Origin of the sequence: Muricoccus pecuniae, from assembly GCF_014199205.1 — a bacterium.
Lineage (GTDB): Bacteria > Pseudomonadota > Alphaproteobacteria > Acetobacterales > Acetobacteraceae > Roseomonas > Roseomonas pecuniae.
The window spans coordinates 1-17,182 of the sequence record NZ_JACIJD010000030.1 but is presented as its reverse complement, the minus strand read 5'-3'; the positions used below and the strand labels follow the sequence as shown (position 1 = coordinate 17,182).

The 17,182-nt window shown below is 65.7% G+C and carries 14 protein-coding genes and 4 pseudogenes; 10 read left to right on the top strand and 8 right to left on the bottom strand.

What is annotated here, in order from left to right; all coding sequences use genetic code 11:
• Positions 1-347 precede the first annotated feature (347 nt).
• On the bottom strand, positions 348-1,832 hold the full coding sequence (gene cysG / locus FHS87_RS20720; RefSeq protein WP_184521225.1) for a siroheme synthase CysG: 1,485 nt from the start codon (positions 1,830-1,832) through the stop codon (positions 348-350).
• Between the two features lie 603 nt (positions 1,833-2,435).
• Here cysG and FHS87_RS20715 point away from each other — a divergent pair.
• The 4 genes and pseudogenes from FHS87_RS20715 to FHS87_RS24340 all read left to right on the top strand — a co-directional run.
• Positions 2,436-2,708, top strand: a pseudogene (locus FHS87_RS20715) (transposase); the annotation flags it as partial.
• Positions 2,709-3,345: 637 nt separating this feature from the next.
• Positions 3,346-4,515: a patatin-like phospholipase family protein gene (locus tag FHS87_RS20710; RefSeq protein WP_184521224.1), complete on the top strand. Its 1,170-nt coding sequence runs from the start codon at positions 3,346-3,348 to the stop codon at positions 4,513-4,515.
• 78 nt (positions 4,516-4,593) lie between these two features.
• A complete protein-coding gene (locus tag FHS87_RS20705) occupies positions 4,594-4,770 on the top strand; it encodes a hypothetical protein (protein WP_184521223.1) in 177 nt (58 codons plus the stop codon).
• Positions 4,767-4,895: a hypothetical protein gene (locus FHS87_RS24340; protein ID WP_281394548.1), complete on the top strand. Its 129-nt coding sequence runs from the start codon at positions 4,767-4,769 to the stop codon at positions 4,893-4,895. The genes FHS87_RS20705 and FHS87_RS24340 overlap by 4 nt, the downstream gene beginning before the upstream one ends.
• An 84-nt stretch (positions 4,896-4,979) precedes the next feature.
• Here the strand turns inward: FHS87_RS24340 and FHS87_RS24695 are convergent, their stop codons facing one another.
• The 4 genes from FHS87_RS24695 to FHS87_RS20685 form a co-directional block, all read right to left on the bottom strand.
• A complete protein-coding gene (locus FHS87_RS24695; protein WP_376766448.1) occupies positions 4,980-5,159 on the bottom strand; it encodes a hypothetical protein in 180 nt (59 codons plus the stop codon).
• 241 nt (positions 5,160-5,400) lie between these two features.
• The gene (locus FHS87_RS20695) at positions 5,401-6,312 is read right to left on the bottom strand and encodes a transglutaminase family protein (protein WP_184521221.1); all 912 of its coding nucleotides are present in this window, start codon (positions 6,310-6,312) and stop codon (positions 5,401-5,403) included.
• Positions 6,313-6,490: 178 nt separating this feature from the next.
• A complete protein-coding gene (locus FHS87_RS20690) occupies positions 6,491-7,300 on the bottom strand; it encodes a transglutaminase-like domain-containing protein (RefSeq protein ID WP_184521220.1) in 810 nt (269 codons plus the stop codon).
• Positions 7,301-7,616: 316 nt separating this feature from the next.
• Entirely contained in the window at positions 7,617-8,327 is a 711-nt protein-coding gene (locus FHS87_RS20685) for an IS6 family transposase (protein WP_184521219.1), read from the bottom strand.
• Between the two features lie 53 nt (positions 8,328-8,380).
• Between FHS87_RS20685 and FHS87_RS20680 the strand changes: the two are divergent.
• Both FHS87_RS20680 and FHS87_RS20675 read left to right on the top strand, forming a co-directional pair.
• Positions 8,381-9,028: pseudogene (locus FHS87_RS20680) on the top strand (IS6 family transposase); the annotation flags it as partial.
• Between the two features lie 86 nt (positions 9,029-9,114).
• The gene (locus FHS87_RS20675; RefSeq protein WP_184521218.1) at positions 9,115-9,669 is read left to right on the top strand and encodes an FAD-dependent oxidoreductase; all 555 of its coding nucleotides are present in this window, start codon (positions 9,115-9,117) and stop codon (positions 9,667-9,669) included.
• On the opposite strand, the pseudogene FHS87_RS20670 reads toward FHS87_RS20675, so the two are convergent.
• The 3 genes and pseudogenes from FHS87_RS20670 to FHS87_RS20660 all read right to left on the bottom strand — a co-directional run.
• Positions 9,578-10,105: pseudogene (locus FHS87_RS20670) on the bottom strand (integrase core domain-containing protein); the annotation flags it as partial. The gene FHS87_RS20675 and the pseudogene FHS87_RS20670 overlap by 92 nt on opposite strands.
• Entirely contained in the window at positions 10,029-11,429 is a 1,401-nt protein-coding gene (locus tag FHS87_RS20665; protein WP_221300200.1) for an IS30 family transposase, read from the bottom strand. The gene FHS87_RS20665 and the pseudogene FHS87_RS20670, both read right to left, overlap by 77 nt.
• Positions 11,430-11,514: 85 nt before the next feature.
• Positions 11,515-12,969, bottom strand: a complete 1,455-nt coding sequence (locus FHS87_RS20660; RefSeq protein WP_184521216.1) for a S8/S53 family peptidase — start codon at positions 12,967-12,969, stop codon at positions 11,515-11,517.
• 72 nt (positions 12,970-13,041) lie between these two features.
• Between FHS87_RS20660 and FHS87_RS20655 the strand changes: the two genes are divergently transcribed.
• From FHS87_RS20655 to FHS87_RS23475, 4 genes and pseudogenes are all read left to right on the top strand, one after another.
• Positions 13,042-14,892 carry an adenylate/guanylate cyclase domain-containing protein gene (locus FHS87_RS20655; protein ID WP_184521215.1) on the top strand — a complete coding sequence of 617 codons (1,851 nt, stop codon included), beginning with the start codon at positions 13,042-13,044 and terminating at the stop codon, positions 14,890-14,892.
• 322 nt (positions 14,893-15,214) lie between these two features.
• Positions 15,215-16,003 (top strand): phosphatase PAP2 family protein, encoded by a 789-nt coding sequence (locus FHS87_RS20650; protein WP_184521214.1) that lies wholly within the window; start codon positions 15,215-15,217, stop codon positions 16,001-16,003.
• Positions 16,004-16,265: 262 nt separating this feature from the next.
• On the top strand, positions 16,266-16,784 hold the full coding sequence (locus FHS87_RS20645; RefSeq protein ID WP_184521213.1) for a hypothetical protein: 519 nt from the start codon (positions 16,266-16,268) through the stop codon (positions 16,782-16,784).
• A 37-nt stretch (positions 16,785-16,821) separates the two neighbouring features.
• A pseudogene (locus tag FHS87_RS23475) lies at positions 16,822-17,182 on the top strand (IS66 family transposase); the annotation flags it as partial.

Here is a 17,182-nt window from a genome sequence, read left to right as displayed (position 1 = left end):
GGGTGTTGGGCGTCGTTGAAGCCATGCAAGCTTCGCGCCCTCGGACCCGAACCGGTCCACCCCCGAAACCCGGGTGCCAGCCGTCCGCGGAAAATCAGATCTATCGTTGGGCGGTCGCAGAAGCTGGATGCGGTGGGCCAGCTAGCCGGCGACATCGCGCACCACTTCAACCACCCCATGACCAGTGTGACCGGCAGCCTGCGGCTGCTGCAAACTCCTCCTGCCACCTAGTCCAGGCGCGAGTCTGCGGAGCCTACCCGGGCAGGCGAAAAGCTTGGCGCGGCGACTGCGTCGCAGGGATCAGCTTGAAGGCGCAGTTAGCCGTAGGCGCATACCGAAGCGTCCGCCTAGGCCCTCATGGCTGCGCCTGGTATCCCGTCGATATAGGGGCCGCTCAAGTGGGCGAGCGCGACGGCTTGGCCGATCAGTACAAGCGTCGGGCCATCCGGTGCCGTCTCGGCCACGCGCTCCGCAATAGAGTGCAGCGTGCCGGGTATCGTTCGCTGCGTGGCCAGAGTCGCGTTCTCCACAGCCATCACGGGCGTCGAGAGGGGTAAGCCCGCTTCGGCGAGGCGGTCGACCAACTGCGGCAGCGTCCGTATGCCCATATAGACGGCGAGCGTGCCGCCGACCTGGGCAAGGGCCTTCCAGTTATGCTCCGGCAGGCGACCATCGGCCCCGTGGGCGGTGATGAGGTGCAGGCTGCGCGAGACGCCTCGGTGCGTTAGGGGGATGCCGAGCCTGGCCGCCGCCGCGACAGACGCTGTGACACCCGGCACCACACTGACAGTCAACCCGGCCTCGCGCATCGCCTCCATCTCCTCGCCGCCGCGGCCGAAAACGAAAGGGTCACCGCCCTTCAGCCGCACCACCCGCAGCCCTTGGCGGGCGAAGCGGACGAGGAGCGTGTTGATCACGGCTTGGGTCAATGAGTGGCGGCCGCAGCGCTTCCCCACGTCGATCCGACGTGCGTCCCGGCGGGCAAGGTTCAGCACCTCCGGGCCGACGAGCTTGTCGTAAAGGACGACATCGGCCCGCTGCAGGGCACGTAGCCCCTTGAGCGTGAGAAGGTCGGGATCGCCAGGACCGGCGCCGACCAACTGCGCCTGCCCCTGGGGGACCGACAGGCGACCGGCGGCAGCACGGACCACCAGCGCCCCCATTAGGCGGTCCGCCTCCGCGCGATTTCCGGCAAGCACGGCCTCAGCAACCGGGCCGTCTAGCACGTCATCCCAGAAACGGCGGCGCAAATCCCGCCCCGCAAGCGCGACCGATGCGGCCGCCCGCCAGTCGCGGCAGAAGGAGGAGAGCTTGTCGTAGCCTGGCGGGATGGCCGCCTCGACGCGCCCGCGCAGGTCGCGCGCCAACGCCGGCTCAGCGCCCGCCGTGCCGATCGCGATCGTCATGTCGCCGCGCGAGACGATCGCAGGCGTGACGAAGTCGCAGAGCAGGCGACGGTCCACGGCGTTTACCAGCACGCCCCGCGCGCAGGCCTCCGCAACCACAGCCTCGGCCGCGCTGGCATCCTCCAGGGTGACGTAGCAGAGCCGGGCCCCCTCCAGGTCGGCCAGTGCGAAGGCGCGGTGCAGAAGGCGGACCTCTCCCTCCTCTGCCATGTGACGGAGCTCGTCGGCCGGAGTTGGGTCCACGACGACGATGTCAGCCCCCGTGCCGACGAGCAGGCGGCACTTGGCGGCCGCCATCTCGTTCCCGCCGACCACCAGCACGCGCTGGCCACCGAGGTCCAGGAACACTGGTAAGAGGCTGCGGGATTGGGGCGGTTGCAGGGCGCCGGTCAGGGCATCGGTCTGGTAAGACTGAGGGTCCATCATGCACGCGCTCCGGCGCCCGTTGTCAGGGGTCGAGGAGGCTGCCCGCCGTTGAGCCGCCAAATGGCTAAACGAGGGATTGCCTGACCTGCACCGCTGCAGGTCACTCCTGCAGAGCCGGTAAATCACAGCCAGATATCGGAAGACAAGCCTGGAAATGCACATTTAATAAGCAATTCAGATAAGTCGTGCGAACTTAGGGGGATTGCTGCACAAACATCCGCCAGATGCATATTATACAGCCTTGGCGAAAACGGTCTCCGGTCGCGCCCGGTCGCGCATTCTATCCGCCGGTGACCGCACACCTCCTGCCAGCATCTCCCACCCGGTCCCCGTCCCAGGCTTCGGGATAACCCTGGCCGATAGCAGCGGCGCTCTGGTCAGGTGGAATGCCAGAACGCAGAAGATCGCACCCGAGCCGATCAGCCTTGAGACACTGGTAAGCGACCAGGAGGACAGCTACCTCGGCGACTTGATCCGTGACGAGAACGCCGTCATGCCCTTCGATGTCACAGTGCACGCCGACCTGTCCGCCGTCAGGTCTCATGAGACAGGCGGGGATGGTTGAGGAAAGGAGGGTTTCCGGCTCGTCGTAACTGCCAGGGAATGAGCCACAAGCCAGCGACACGGAATGCGAAGCCGCCTACCGATCGGGTGGTGCGCGACATTCGCCGGGCGACCCGCAAGCACCTCTCGGCCGAGGACAGGATCCGGATCGTGCTGGAGGGCTTGCGCAGGGAGGAGAGAATCGCCGCCCTGTGCCGACGGGAGGGCATTGCCGATAGCCCCTACTACACGTGGTCCAAGGAGTTCCTGGAAGCGAGCAAGCGCCGCGTGGCCTGGGACATGGCCCGGGCGGCGACGCGCCCGAGCCTCCGCTTAGTCAGCGCCCTCAATGTCCCAAAGCATTCGACGACGGACAGTTAGTGACATTGGGCTGACTGGGAACTGGGACGCTATCTCGGATACCATACGCGCCAGTGAACTTGTCCAGCCGACATGGACGTGGATGCCGCGGCTGACGAGTACTGCACCTTTATGCTGAGCAACCAGCGCCGGACGGCGACGGCAGAACTCCGCCGCCCCCTGGAGTGCCCCGCCATGCTCGCGCGACCTCAGGAAGGGCAGGTGCATCCGTGCTGGGCGCCAAGACAGGGCCGCAGCGTTTACGTCCGATGCTGGCTAGGACGGCCATGACGGCTAAGTTTACTTGCGGAACTTCTGTTGTGCAGTGCAACATGACCGCAGGTGAAGGGAGGAGCAGGCAAAGGAGCCACCCCCATGTTCGCCTTCTCCATCGGCATCGCCGCCCTTTTCGCCCTGAACCTGTTCGTCCGCGGCGCGGCTCATGATCAAGGGCTCGATCGCCTGCCAACCGGGCCGTTTGGTTCGTAGGACCCTGCGGCAGGAAGCGTGCACTGAAGGCATAGCCCTGGCAGGTACAGGTGTGCCCCCTCCTCATTCGCGATTGAGCAAAGCTTCTCGCTCCCCCAAGCCAAGTCTGGACCACGCCGTCATGCCGTTATCCTCAGGTGTCATCTCTCGTCGTAACGATGACGCACAGGCCCCCGAACAGGGTCAGCCGATCACGCTTGCTTTGCAAGGAGGTGGCTCCCTCGGTGCCTTCGCCTGGGGTGTCCTGGAGCGCCTTCTCGATGTTCCCAGCCTCCGCATCGAGGTCGTGAGCGGTGCCAGTGCCGGTGCGATGAATGCGGCACTGCTGGTTCAGGGACTTGCCACTGGAGGGCCTGCGGAGGCCAAGCGCCTTCTCGAAACCTTCTGGCGCCGTGTCGCCGTCGCATCTGGATCGCCTGACATCGCCGCGACAGCCGGATGGCTCTTTCCGTTCGCCGGCATCATGGAGCCGATGGCTGATATCCTTCGTCAAACGACGAAGGGCATGGCCCAGAGCCAGTTGAACCCTCTCGGCCTCAACCCGCTGCGCTCGGTGCTGGAAGATCTGTTCGACCCCTCGGTACTGGGGCGCGATGGCGTACCCTCCCTTGTGGTCTCGGCGACCCGGGTCAGCACCGGCGAGGCCCGGCTCTTCCGCGACGCGGAGGTGACGCTGGATGTGTTGCTGGCGTCTTCCTGCCTGCCCCAGCTGTTTCCGGCCGTGGAGATTGACGGGGACTTCTACTGGGACGGCGGTTTCGCCAGTAACCCGCCTCTGCGGGCCCTGATCGAGGCTGGAGCCCCCGCCGACATCGTCCTGGTCCGGACCACGCCAGTCGAGCGGCCTGGGCTACCAACGAGTGCGGCCGCTGTGCTGGAGCGCACGGAGGAGATGACCTTTGGAGCCGCGCTACGGCAGGAACTCCGCTCCCTCGCCCTGGCCCAACGAGTTCTGGCTGACCTGCCCTCCGCCTCCGGCGTCCTGGCCCGCCTGCGGGACGCTAGGCTTCACGTAATCGGGGCCGAGGAAGAGTTCCGCGCGCTCAAGACAGGCAGCCACCAGGATCCCAGTTGGGCTTTCCTGCAGCAGATGCGCGAGCTTGGGCAGCAGGCCAGCGTGCGATGGCTCGCGACCGACCTCGCTGGGGTTGGAGTTCGCTCGACCATCGACTTGGCTGACTTCGCCGGGCCCACCCTCGACCTGCCTCTCCGGCCTCAGTCGATCGACTCATCGGCGCATGCCAGCCTGGCGCAGACACGATCCAGCAGGCGCAACGTATCTGCTGTCTAGTACAGGCTGACCGCGCTTACCCCTTCAACCGCACCTTGACGGTCCGCGTTGGGGCGGAAACCACCGTGGAGGTCCCGCTTGTCGAAGGCAGGCTATTTCGCGCGCCCGATCGAGGCGGACGGCAAGCACCATCCGCACGGCACCCGCAAGGAGGAACAGGAGCCGGCACGGTGGTCCGATGCCGTCCACAAGGTGGCTGACACCATCCGGAGTTGGCTGCCCTCCTCCGAGCCTCCCGAGAAGGCTCGCGAATGAGCAAGTGGAGCCGGGAACAACGCTTCGACATGAGGGTGCTAGCCGCCCTGGCGCTCGTATTCCTCGTGGCCACTGTCGTCATGCTCACCTTCGCCAGCGACATGTTCTGGGAGGCGGTTGGATAGTGTCAGGACGCCGAGTGTTCTGGGCAGCTGGATGCCCGCCCCGTCGCCTCTGGGCCAGCAAGTTGGCAATGCCGACGCGAAACTCTAGCCCTCCCGCCCCGAACAGATCCGGGCTTCAGCGCCCGCCTGAAAAGGTGCTGGCCCTCTCGGCTCAATCGGCGCTGGGCTGGTCTCTCCGTCGTCAATCCCGTCGCCACGCTCGACCAAGCCGATACCTAGTTCGTCCAGCAGCGCCATGAGATCCTCGATCTGCTCGGATGACACTTCAGCAGAAGGCCTCGGGCTACAACTGGCGAGCCCTGGTCGAGGCAGATGTCGCACGCTTCAAGCGGGTCATTGGCGGCGGACTGCGGTCGCGCACGGACGGGCGCCGCGCGACAGAGGTGGCCATCGCCGTTGACGCACTGAATCGCATGCTCGAGCTCGGACGCCCGGAGTATGTGCATGGATCTTCATCGCGGAGCCTCCGGCTTTGAGGGATCGAAATCTCGAAGCGGAATCGGACTCACGCGCAAGGCAGGGCCGGCACACGGCGGGGCGCGGGTGCCTCCGCGGTGACATGGACCGAGACGTCCATGCCGAGCGCGTCATCGGGGAAGCCCTTCCAGCGCCCATGCAGCGGCACGGCCTGGTCCGGATCGCGCGCAACGGCGACGCTGATCAGGTCCCGGTTGCCGACAATGCCGTTGGTCGGGTCGAACTCCACCCAGCCGGCGCCGGGGAGATAGACGCGCACCCAGGCATGGGTGAACCCTCCGCCAAGATGCGTGCGCCCGTCCCGGCCGGGCGAATAGATGTATCCGGACACGAAGCGGGCCGCGAGGCCGAGGGAGCGCACCGCCTCCATCATCAGCAACGCGAAGTCGCGGCAGGTGCCGCTGCCCAGTTCCAGCGTGCGCGTCGGATCCTGAATGCCTCGCACAGCGCGGGCGATGTAGGTGAAGTCGCGCTTCACCGCGCGGGTCATCGCGGTCAGCAACTCCAGAGTGCCGGTCGGGCCATCGTTGCGCAGGAAGCCCCTGGCCCAGCGGTCCACCACGCGGTCTGGATCCCGATGGTGCCGCTCGATGGACCGGGCGAGGTCTGGCATCTCCTCGGTCGAGTAGGAGAAGGGCAGGCTGCTCGCATGGTCCTCCAACTGGAAGTCCAGCTCCTCAACAGGATTGTGATGCAGGAGCATCGTGCTCTCGAAGCGCAGTTCCCGCGCGCGCCCGGCGAATTGCGCGACTCCCACGCTGTTGCCGAAGACGTCATGCACCCACCAGAAGGCCGAGGGCTCCGGCGATATGTCAATCCGTGCCTCGAGCAGGTGCTGGTCATGCCCGTCACGTGGGCGAAGCATCATCCGGTGCTCACCGAAGGAAACGGGCTGGCGATAGCGATAGGTCGTGACGTGTCGGACGGTGAGGATCGGCATGGGGACTACCCTGTCAGCCCGTGTGGGCGAGTAAGGACCGGGCCCGGGGCCGGCAGAAAGGTCCTGCCGCGGCACCGCAGAGGAACGACAAACCGAGCCGCCTCTAGGTCATCCAGCATGGGCTCTCGCGGCTGGACGAGGACGGGATAGAGTTCCGCATGGGTACAGTGCTGCTGAACTACGCTGCGACCTCGTCAGCCTGCACGGCAAAGGTGCTCAGAAAGGTGGGGCCAAAGGTGGTCGTGATAGCCACATCAGTGGCGTCGCGCCCCCGTGCCAGGAGAATCCGTCCGATCCGCGGGACGTTGTTGCGCGCGTCGAAAGTGTGCCACGCGCCGCCAAGATAGACCTCGAACCAAGCCGCAAAATCCGGCACGCCCCACGGCTGCGGTGTGCCCATATCACCTAGATAGCCCGTGCAGTAGCGCGCCGGAATGTTGAGACACCGGCAAAAGGTGATCGCTAGGTGCGCATAATCCCGACAGACGCCGGTGCGCTCGCGGAAGGCTTCTGCTGCAGTGCGCGTCGCACGCGCAGCTTGGTAGTCGAAGACGATGTGGTTGTGCACGTAGTCGCAGATTGCCTGCACGCGTCCCCAACCTGGCGGCACCTGCCCGAACAACTCATAAGCGGTGTCGGACATCAAATCCGTCTCGCAGTACCGGCTTCCGAGCAGGAACACCACCGCCTCGTCGGGCAGGTCCGGTACACTATGCTCCGCTGCGTCCGGAACCAGCACATCTGGCAAGCCGCTATCACGCACAATGGCGCTGTTCGACAAGGTGAATCGTCCCGGCGGTGCAAGGAGACGTGTCCCGACATTGCCGAAGCCGTCCCGATAGGACGAGGTTGCGACGGTCGGCTCGACGACAGGTACTTCGGCCACAACGAGATCACCTGCCCGGCTAGGGTGGACGGTGAGCATCAGCACCATCGGCGTGGCTTGCTGGAGTTCGTAGACGAGCTTGTACCCAACCTGGATGTGCATGCGGCTTCCTTCCGTGAATGGCAGCGCGCAAGCTGAGCAAGGCCCGGGGGTGGGCGGTGCAAAGGTCCTTATCGCGGGCGAGCAGTACTCTTAGCGTCTTTCAGGGGTTTATGTCGACGAATGTTACCGGGACGGATCGGCATGCCAGAGTCAAGCAGCGCGCACTGCTCGTCCGTGCCTCCGGCCCTGGTACCGACGAAAGGGTGTTCACCACCCAGGAACGGTCGATGCTGGGTGGTGAACAGGGGACATGGCGGCATTGTCACATTGATTGATGACCAGGCGAGTTTGACCGCGCTATGGGGCTTGCATGATCTCACGCCCACGTCTGGGCACACGTCTCCTGCCGCCAGATCCGGAAGGCCTTGTCGCGCGAACGGCGGTACTGACTGGCGGTCATCAGGTGTCGCCGTGGACGGAAGTGGCCATAGATCATCGCGTGCGCTGAGAGGAACCGCTGTGCCTGCTCGGGCGACTTGAAACGCTGCATCTGGCGTTCTCGACGTCGCGTTGGCCTGTGGGAGTTCTCGGCACGATTGTTCAGGTAGCGGCTGGTCCGATGCCGCACACCTGGCAAGACCTCTCGCTGTGCGACGCCGTAGCTGCGGAGCCCATCGGTCACGATACGCCGCGGCTTGTACTCGAGGTCGGCCAGCAGGCGCTTGAAGAAGCGCTTGGCGGCTGTGGCATCGCGGCGCTCCTGCACAAGGATGTCGAGCACGACGCCATACTGGTCCACCGCGCGCCAGAGATAGAAGAGTTCACCATTGATCTTCAGGTACACTTCATCCATGTGCCAGGTGTCACCCGTCCTCGGCCGCCGCTTGCGCAGCCTCGCTGCGAAGTCCACGCCGAAACGGAGGCACCAGCGACGGATACTCTCATAGCTGACCACCACCCCCCGCTTGGCGAGGATCAGCTCGATGTCACGTAGGCTCAAGCTGAACAGATGGTGGAGCCAGACGGCATGGTGGATGACCTCAGCCGGAAAGCGGTAGCCGGGGTAGGTGGAGGGCTCGGTCGACATCCGGCCAGCCTGGCTCACCCTTCTCATTCCGGCTAGCGCTCAACGACGTGACAATGCCCTGGTACCTTATGTTCCCGATTACCTACCGCGATCTCGAGATGATGCTCGCCGACCGTGGGGTGGACGTCGCGCACACCACTCTCTTCCGCTGGATCCAGAGCTACGCGCCGGAGCTCAAGGAGCGGATCCGGCCACATCTGCCGCCGAGCAACGGCTCGTGGAGGGTCGATGAGACCTACGTTCGGGTGAAGGGTTGCTGCATGTACCTGTACCGGGCGGTCGACAGCCGCGGCCAAACGATCGACTTCCTGCTCTCGGCCAAGCGCGACGCCGAAGCCGCGAAGCGCTTCTTCCGCAAGGCCCTCGGGCAGCCGCATACGGTGAACCCGCGCACCATTACGGTGGACAAGAACCCGGCCTATCCGTGTGCCATCGAGCGGCTGAAGAAGGACGGCAAGCTGTGGCGCTTCTCCCGCCTCCGGCAATGCAAGTTCCTCAATAACATCGTGGAACAAGACCACCGGCGCGTGAAACGCCTGGTCAGACCGGGGCTCGGCTTTGGAGGTTTCCATACGGCACGACGAACCCTGGCAGGCTACGAGGTGATGGCGAGGGTGAGGAAGGGGCAGCTTCGGAGGATCGACGGGCGCGACATGCGGGCCCAAGCCATCTTCATCGCCGAGCTGTTCCAGGTTGCTGCCCGATCCGCCTGCTATCCAGGCCAACTGCGGCTCGCCGCAAGCTCTGCAACACAACCCCGGGCGGCGTGACGGACGGGCGCTACGCCATGCGCCTGCGCGACGACGGCGGCTACACGGTAGCGCTGGCCGGCTCCGGCCGCGTGGAACTCACGCCCCAGAAGCTTCGCTATGCGCGCGACTTCATCCCCCTCTTCGTCAAGCGGCGGAAGAAGCTGACGTTCGGGCTCGGCCGATCCTTCGTCGAGGGACCCGAGGCCGCAGCCCGGTGGCCTTCGGAGGGGGCCTCACCCTTTGAGAAGCTGCGGGTGCTGGACCCCGCACCCGCCCCGAAGCTGGTGGAGGCAGCCTTGGCTATGCTCCGCGCGGACTACCCCGCCCTGGCCGGGATCCGCGTCGCACAGGCCTGGGGCGGGCTCATTGATTCCACTCCGGACGCGCAGCCCGTCATCTCGGCGGTGCAGGAATTGCCTGGCTTTTATCTCGCCGCGGGATTCAGCGGGCTGGGCTTCGGCCTCGGCCCCGCGTCGGGCCGGCTGGCGGCCGACCTAATCACCGGGGATGCCCCGATCGTTGATCCAATCCCCTACCGCCACGCGCGCTTCTCGGATGGAAGCCGCCTTCGTCCAGAGGCAAGGATGTGATTAGCCTCGGTGGTGAACCTCCCCGGATTTGCCGGAGGCTGATTGGTTTGGGTTGCGCCGCCAGGGCGGGCTTCTCAAGCCTGGCGTGATAGCGCGCCTCGGCTTCAGTCGGTGGCATGTTGCCGACCGGCTCGAGGAGGCGGTGGTTGTTGAACCAGTCCACCCACTCGAGGGTGGCGTACTCGACAGCTTTCAGCGACCGCCACGGGCCGCGGCGGCGGATGACCTCGGTCTTGAACAGCCCGATCACCGTCTCGGCGAGCGCGTTGTCATAGGAATCGCCAACGCTCCCGACGGACGGCTCGATCCCGGCGTCGAGCAGCCGTTCCGTGTGCCGAATGCTGACGTATTGCTTGGCTTCAACTGATCGTCGCAACGCTACCCTGGACCGATTGCAGCGCTGCGTCGAGCGCCTCGGCGGGCGTCTTCCATCCAAGCGTCTTGCGCGGCCTGCTGTTGAGGGCCGCGGCCACTGCCGCGAGGTCATCAGCGCTGTGAACGCTCAGATCCGTGCCCATCGGGAAGTACTGCCGCAGCAGCCCGTTGGTGTTCTCGTTCGTCCCGCGTTGCCATGGGGAGTCCGGGTCGCAGAAGTAGACCTGCAGGCCGGTGTCGATCTTCAGCTGGAGGTGCTGCGCCATCTCCGAGCCCTGATCCCAGGTCAGCGATCGTCGCAGCTGCTCCGGCAACGTGGTGATCGTGCGGGTGATCGCATCGCGCACGGCTTCAGCGCCATGCCCGGCCAGTGCCGGCCCGTGCTTCTCGCGGGGCGTGACCCCGTGTCCCTCCATCGGCGGCAGACGCAGCAGCACCGTAAACCGCGTCGTCCGCTCGACGAGGGTGCCGATGGCTGAGCGGTGCAGGCCAAGGATCAGGTCCCCCTCCCAGTGCCCCGGCACGGCCCTGTCCTCCGCTTCGGCCGGGCGCTCGCTGATGAGGATCTCCGATGTGACGTATGACTTGCCGCGCCCACGACTCCGCGCTCGCGGCACGCGCATGGCCCGGCCCGTGCGGAGGCATTGGGTCAGTTCGCGTTTCAGTGCGCCACGGCCTTGCACGTAGAGCGCCTGATAGATCGCCTCGTGGCTGATGCGCATCGTCGTGTCTTCCGGGTAGTCGAGCCGCAGCCGTTCGGCGATCTGCTGCGGGCTCCAGGCTCTACCCCAGCGCCGGTGCTGCCGTCGTCCGTGCCGCCGCTCCTTCCAGGGCACCAGTGGTCCGGGCGCCGCAGTTCCACTCGGCGCGACAACCAGACCGGCGAGCCGTTCCTCAACGTAGGACCGCAAGGTTGTGTTCGCCGCCAGCTTCGCGCGCTTCGGACGACGTGCCGCCCGCTCGGCGTGCCACTGCGCCGTCGTCGCGCGGTAGTCGAGCTCCCCACCCCGCGTCGCCGCATTCCGTCGCAGCTCTCGTGAGATCGTCGATGCCGCCCGCCCGAGCCGACGGGCCACCTCTCGCACACCCAGCCCTTCCACCCGCAGCAGCGCGATCTCCTCGCGCTCAGCAAACGAGAGATAGCGCCCTGAAGGCGGCTTCGCAGATCGTGCCAGGTGCGACGGCGCCATCCCCCCTGCCTGACGGAACCACCGAAAGCCCACCGGCTGCGATACACCGACCTCCATCGCCGCGTCCTCACTTGAGCGTCCCTCAGCCACCAACGCCCAGAACCGACGCCGATGCTCCTGCCACGCCACGGGTGGACGCCCCGGCGACCGCAGCTTGCCCCGCAGCTTCCGATCTGAACGACGCTGACCCGCCATCGCACCACCCTCCGACACGGTGTTGCGACGACTAGGTGAAACCACCATCGAGGGGCGGCCGTGACGTCAGAACGATCGCTGCCTCTTAAACTTTCGGCGTCGTCTTCAATGCCCCTTCTAGGCAAAGGACGCCGTAGCCACACCGGTTATCGTATGTCTGATCTGTCTGCAGGCTTGCCGATTGATGATGCTTACGCGCTGTCTGTCGGAGATGACTGCGCAGGGAAGGACTCGGAAGGCTGCGGAGAGGAGATCCCTCGCTTCGCAGGGCCGCAACCGCCCCGGCCGCCATGCCGCATGCGGCGGAGGTGCCAGTGGACAGCCAAGCGCAGTCCTGCCCTTCGCTGAAGTGGCTGACGGCACAGATATCGGGTTTCTCGCCAAGACTCCCCGGAGGCTCGCTCAACTCGGGCTGTCCCGGTCCCTGGGAGGAGTAGCCAATCCACATTCCGTCCGCGCGCACCGCGCCGACGGTGAGCACGTGAGGCGAGGAGTTGGCCCCTAGGATGCTATGTCCGGGCCCGATGTCGCGCGGGCCACAGCGGGGGTGAGGGGCGAACTGACCGCCGTTGCCCGCGGCAAAAATCTGATCGTGGCCAGAGCCATCGGTGTCATTATGGCGGAACCACCGGTTCAAAATGTGCTGGCGGTCAGTAGTGTAGCTGCCTCGCGGAAACTCGATGCGGCGGTCGTAGATCCCCCAGGGATGACAGAAGATCCAAGGGCCCGGAAAAACTCGTCGCAGCCAGAGGCGGATTTCGGCCTCGATACGGTTCAGGGCAACAGCGACCTCCCCCGTCGTCATGCCGATGTCGACGATCCGCCCTGGCCGGAGCGGCAGGTCAAAGAGACGCGCCTTGGGGGCGAGCGAGACGGCGTTGAGGGCGACCATCGTTCCATGCCCACCTCTGGCAGCTGCGCCAGGGGTCCTGGATCCGCCCTTTGGTGTGGTGACCGACCACCCGCCAACGAAAGCCAAAGGCGAACGGGACCGCAGACCGAGCTCTCCGGCATTGAAGCCCTCGTCGAGAATGACGAGATTCGTTTCCTGCCCCAAGAAGTCGTGCTCTCGCAGGGTTCCAGCTCGGACCAGCGCCTCGGCTGCCCGGCGCGATCCGAAGAGGGATGGCCTATCCAGGCCCGGAACCCAGTAGTCGAAGGGCGCGAGATAGGTCTGCGTTCCGGCTGATAGACCAGCCTTCCGCATGGCCCCGATGTACTGCTCTGCGCTCGCGGCCGGCACCGATACCACAGCGATGAGGCTTCTGAGCTCGGCCTGGATATCCTCCTCTGAGGGACGTTCAAATCCACGGAGGTCGGCGTGCACCAGCCTTGCTTCGATTTGCAGAGAACCGGGCTCAAGGCTGGGCATTTCCATTATCTGAGAGCCATTCGGTAATTCCGGTAGTTGTCGCTGCAGCAGGGACAAAAAGTTTTTTCGATCGTCTGATCTGGCCGCCTCCCGAATTGCCGGGATATTCGGTAAATCAACGGCGATCTCGATCTGTGGCTGCCGATCCGTCGGATTTTCCATGGCCATCTGACCAACCCTCAGCATCCCACCTAGCATAATGAGGCGCGCCCTCGGTCGATTGCAAAGCATCACTGCGCGATGGAGCGTTTTGCTGTTGCGGAGGCGGATGGGAAATGGGACGGTTCCGTCGAGGGCTGGTGTGCTATGCCGGAAGAGCGAATCGTGCCGGACGCCAAGACCCAATCGCTGTCACGCCGTGCAGCGGTGGTTGCCCTGGCTGATATCGTTGGGTGGTCCGTCCTGGCTAAGCAGGACGAGGTCACGGCTGTTTCGCGCTGGCTCTCCCTTCTGCATGAGATGGTAACCCCGGCAGCACATAGCTTCGGGGGGCGAGTGATCGATGTCCAAGGCGACGGTGTGTTCGCTGAGTTTCCTTCCGTCGATGCCGCCCTGAAATGGGGCCGGATCCTGCACGAAGGCGCCGACCGCGAGAGCCAGGGCAGCAGCGATCAAGCGCCTATCACCTTCCGCGTGGCAATCCATGCAGGAATGGTGATGGAGGATGGGGCAAGGCTCTTCGGCAACACGGTCAACCTGCTCGCGCGGCTGCAGGAGTTCGGCACCCCCGGCGGCATCCTCCTCTCGGTCGATGCGGCTGCGCAGCTCCCCCTCGGTGATCAGGCGAAGGCGCGCAGCCTTGGGGAACTGCCGCTTCGGAACCTTTCCTCCTCGGTTGCCGCAGTCTCTCTGGATCCCGAGCGTGACGTTGGCGTTCCGCTCGCGCCGGTCCCGTCGGCACTGCCCTCCATCGCCGTCCTTCCCCTCCTCAACCTCGCCGGCAACCCGCAGGACGACTACCTGGCCGCAGGCATCGCGGAGGACATCGCCTCCGCGATGGCCGGACTTCATGAGGTGTTCGTTGTTGCTACCGAGAGCGCTCGGATGTTTGCCGGACAACGGCCAACCCCTCAAAGAGTAGGCCGCACGCTCGGAGTGCAATTTATCGCCAGGGGGAACTTTCTCCGCTCCGGCGGTGGCCTCTTTTTCTCGATGGGGCTGTTCGATACCCGGTCGGGAGAGCAGATCTGGGGAGAGCGGATCGACGCGGCCGAACGCGAGATCCTCGACGTCCAGGAATACGTCGTCGGCAGGGTCGTGGCCGGCATCGTTCCCGGCCTTCGTGCCGTCGCCCTGCGCGACGCAATGCGAAAACGACCCGAGAATCTCACCGCTTACGACCATATGCTGCGGGGCATCTATGCTTTCGGGTCAGGCGATCCTGCGGAGTTCCTCGATGCCCGCCAGCACCTCGAGCAGGCAATCGACCTCGATCCTGGCTTTGCGCTTCCGAGAGCCTGGGCCGCCTACTGGCACAATATCCAACTCGCGAAGGGATTGTCCTCAGACCGTGATCGGGACACGTCGAAGCTTTTCTCGCTCAGCGAGGAGGCTCTCCGGCTGAACCCTCGCGAGGCGCTGGCCTTGAGCGTTCTCGGCCACAACTTATCCTTCCTTAAGCGCGATTACCCGGCTGCGCAGGCTTGTTTCTCCGAGGCGCTCGACGCCGCCCCGAGTAGCGCCGCAACTTGGACCTTCTCCAGCGCGACGCTCGCTTACCTCGGCCAAGGTGATGAGGCAGTCGCTCATGCCGAACGCGGGATCAGGCTGTCGCCCTACGATCCCCTTCGTTTCTATAGGCTCCTCTTCCTCGGCATCGCCCACTATGCGGCTGGCAACCTCGACCAGTGCAGGAAAACCTGCCTCGCATCGCTTGGGAGCAATCCACGGCATGCCCCGACGCTTCGCCTCCTGGCCGCTGCGGAAGCCGGCGCCAACCGACATGAGGACGCTCGGGAGGCCGCTCGCCGGATGATGGACCTCGATCCAACTTTCCGGCTCAGGGATTACGCCTCCCACAGAGCGCCCTTTACCGGATCTCACCGTGAACGCTTCCTGGCCGACCTCACGGCGGCCGGATTTCCAGCGTGATCTGACCAGGGCAATCGATAGGGAGCATGCGATGAGCGGATCTTCAAGCGGCTTCGGGGGAGTGGGTGGTGTCGGGGGAGTAGGGGGAGTAGGAGGCGTCGGTGGGGTCGGCTCCGCAGTCGTGCTCGATCAAACCGTGGCCCCTGGCGCAGTCTACCGGCCGGCAGGGATAGTACCGACCCGCGAGCCTCTGCCTGGGCTCCCGGCCGGCTCCCCCCTTGCCTTCCAGGGACTCCGATGGCCGCCGGCCGCTGACGTTCCCTGGCATCGGCTCCCGGTAAAAGACTTCAGCGATCAGGACTGGGGGGCCGATCACTGGGTCATGTTCATGCTTGCGGAGTTCTCGTGCTTCTCCGTCCCGAGTGTTCCGGTCCAGCACTGGAGCCAAGCACTCGACCCCTCAAACATCGCCGATCAGCCCCCGAAGACCGATGCGGGCATCAACGCAGAGCTGGCAGAGCTCCGGGCGCTCACCGAGTACCGAGCCGCGGCCCTCGAAGAGGCCCTGGCTCAGCGCTGGGGCATCATCACCTATCTCCGGGGCGTGGTGACTTTCAGCGCCGCGAGCCACAGGAACACGTTCCTCCTGATCTTCTCGGCGCAGATGATCGGGAGCATGGTCGCAATGCATTACAAGCGGCTTTTTGCTCGGGCGCGCCCCTCTCGCCTCGACCCCGCACTGCTTCCGCCCATTGAGGTGCCCGGCCACGCGTCTTACCCCAGTGCGCACGCCACTGAAGCGATGCTGATCGCGCTCATTTTGGAGCAGGTGCTTCCTCCTGAGGTCGTGCAGGACTTGGCCGGGAAACCAGCCGCTGATGTCGGCCCTCTTCGCATGATGGCTCGTCGAACTGCACGCAATCGCGAGGTGCTAGGCGTCCACTACCCTAGCGACACCCTCTGCGGGTACAAGCTAGCGGCTAGGCTGCTGCCCCTCTTTCTTTCCTGCCCCACGGTCGCGGGCAAGTCGACAACCGACGGCAAGGATGGAACGCCCTTTGCCGTACATGAGCCCGTTGGGATCGACGCGGCCCACAACGAGCCATGCAATCTCCAGGGCCTGTCCTTCTTCGCGGACGGGTTACTCGCAAAGGCGCGGCAGGAGTGGTAGCCGGCGAAGCGCTCTCCCCGTCGCGGCGGAACTCGAACGTCGATGGGAGGCGGCGCTCCTGGAGCTGCGCGCCGGGGAAGAGGCGCTCGCGAAAGGTGAGCGTGAGGCAGCGCGCGGTGCCCCTGCGGGCCCGGCAGGATCGTGCCAGCCCGAACTGCGCGCCGCCCTGACGGAGATCGGGGAGACGCTGCCGCCCCTCTGGGCGGACCCCCGGCTCGCGCCCGGGCAGCGCAAGGCGCTCCTGCGATGCCTCGTAGACAAGGTGGTCCTCGAGCGCACCGCCGCCGACCGGGTGGCGGTCCGCGTGGTCTGGGCTGGCGGCGACTGGAGCGAGTTCGCCGCCGACACCGGCGGCCATGCGCTGCGCGAGTTGTCGGGCATCGGCGCGATCGAGCGCCTCGTCGCCGAGATGGCCCGCGCGGGCGCCTCGGACGCGGCGATCGCCGAAGCCCTCGACGCCCAGGGCCACCACCTCGACCACGGCCGGCGCGTGCTCCTCAGCACGATCCGCAAACTCCGTCTCGCTCAGGGCATCCGCTACCGGCCGGAGATGCGGCGGCGCGTGGCCGGCGCGCTGACCCTGCCCGAGGTCGCCGAGGCCGTCGGCGTGTCCCAGGCCTGGCTGCACCACCGCATCCGCACGGGCAGGATCCGGCTCGCCCTCGACCCGCAGCATCGCATGTACCTGTTCCCGAACGACCCGGCCGTCCTCGATGCCGTCCGACAGCTCGTCGACGGCAGCGTCACGACCGTCGATCTCACCCCAAGTGCACCGCATTGAGGAGGGCATCAAGATGCCAAGTCGCTGGAGGTGGTGCCCCGGCCGGTTCGAGGTGGTGCGTCACGTCCGGCCTGCGTTCTCGTGCCGGGCCTGCGAGGCGATGACGCAAGCGCCGATGCCCTCGTTGCCGATTGAGCGTGGCAGGCCGGGCCCCGGGCTGCTGGCCCATGTACTGGTCTCGAAATACTGCGACCACCTGCCGCTCTACAGGCAGTCGGAGATCTACGGCCGCGACGGCGTAGACCTGCCACGCGGGCTGTTGGCGGGATGGGTCGGCAAGTCGGCGCACTGGCCGAGCCGATGGCGGCATTCATCGGCCGCCATGCCCTGTCCGGACCGCGGGTGCATGCCGACGACACGCCGATGCCGATGCTCTCGCCTGGTCGCGGCAGGACGCA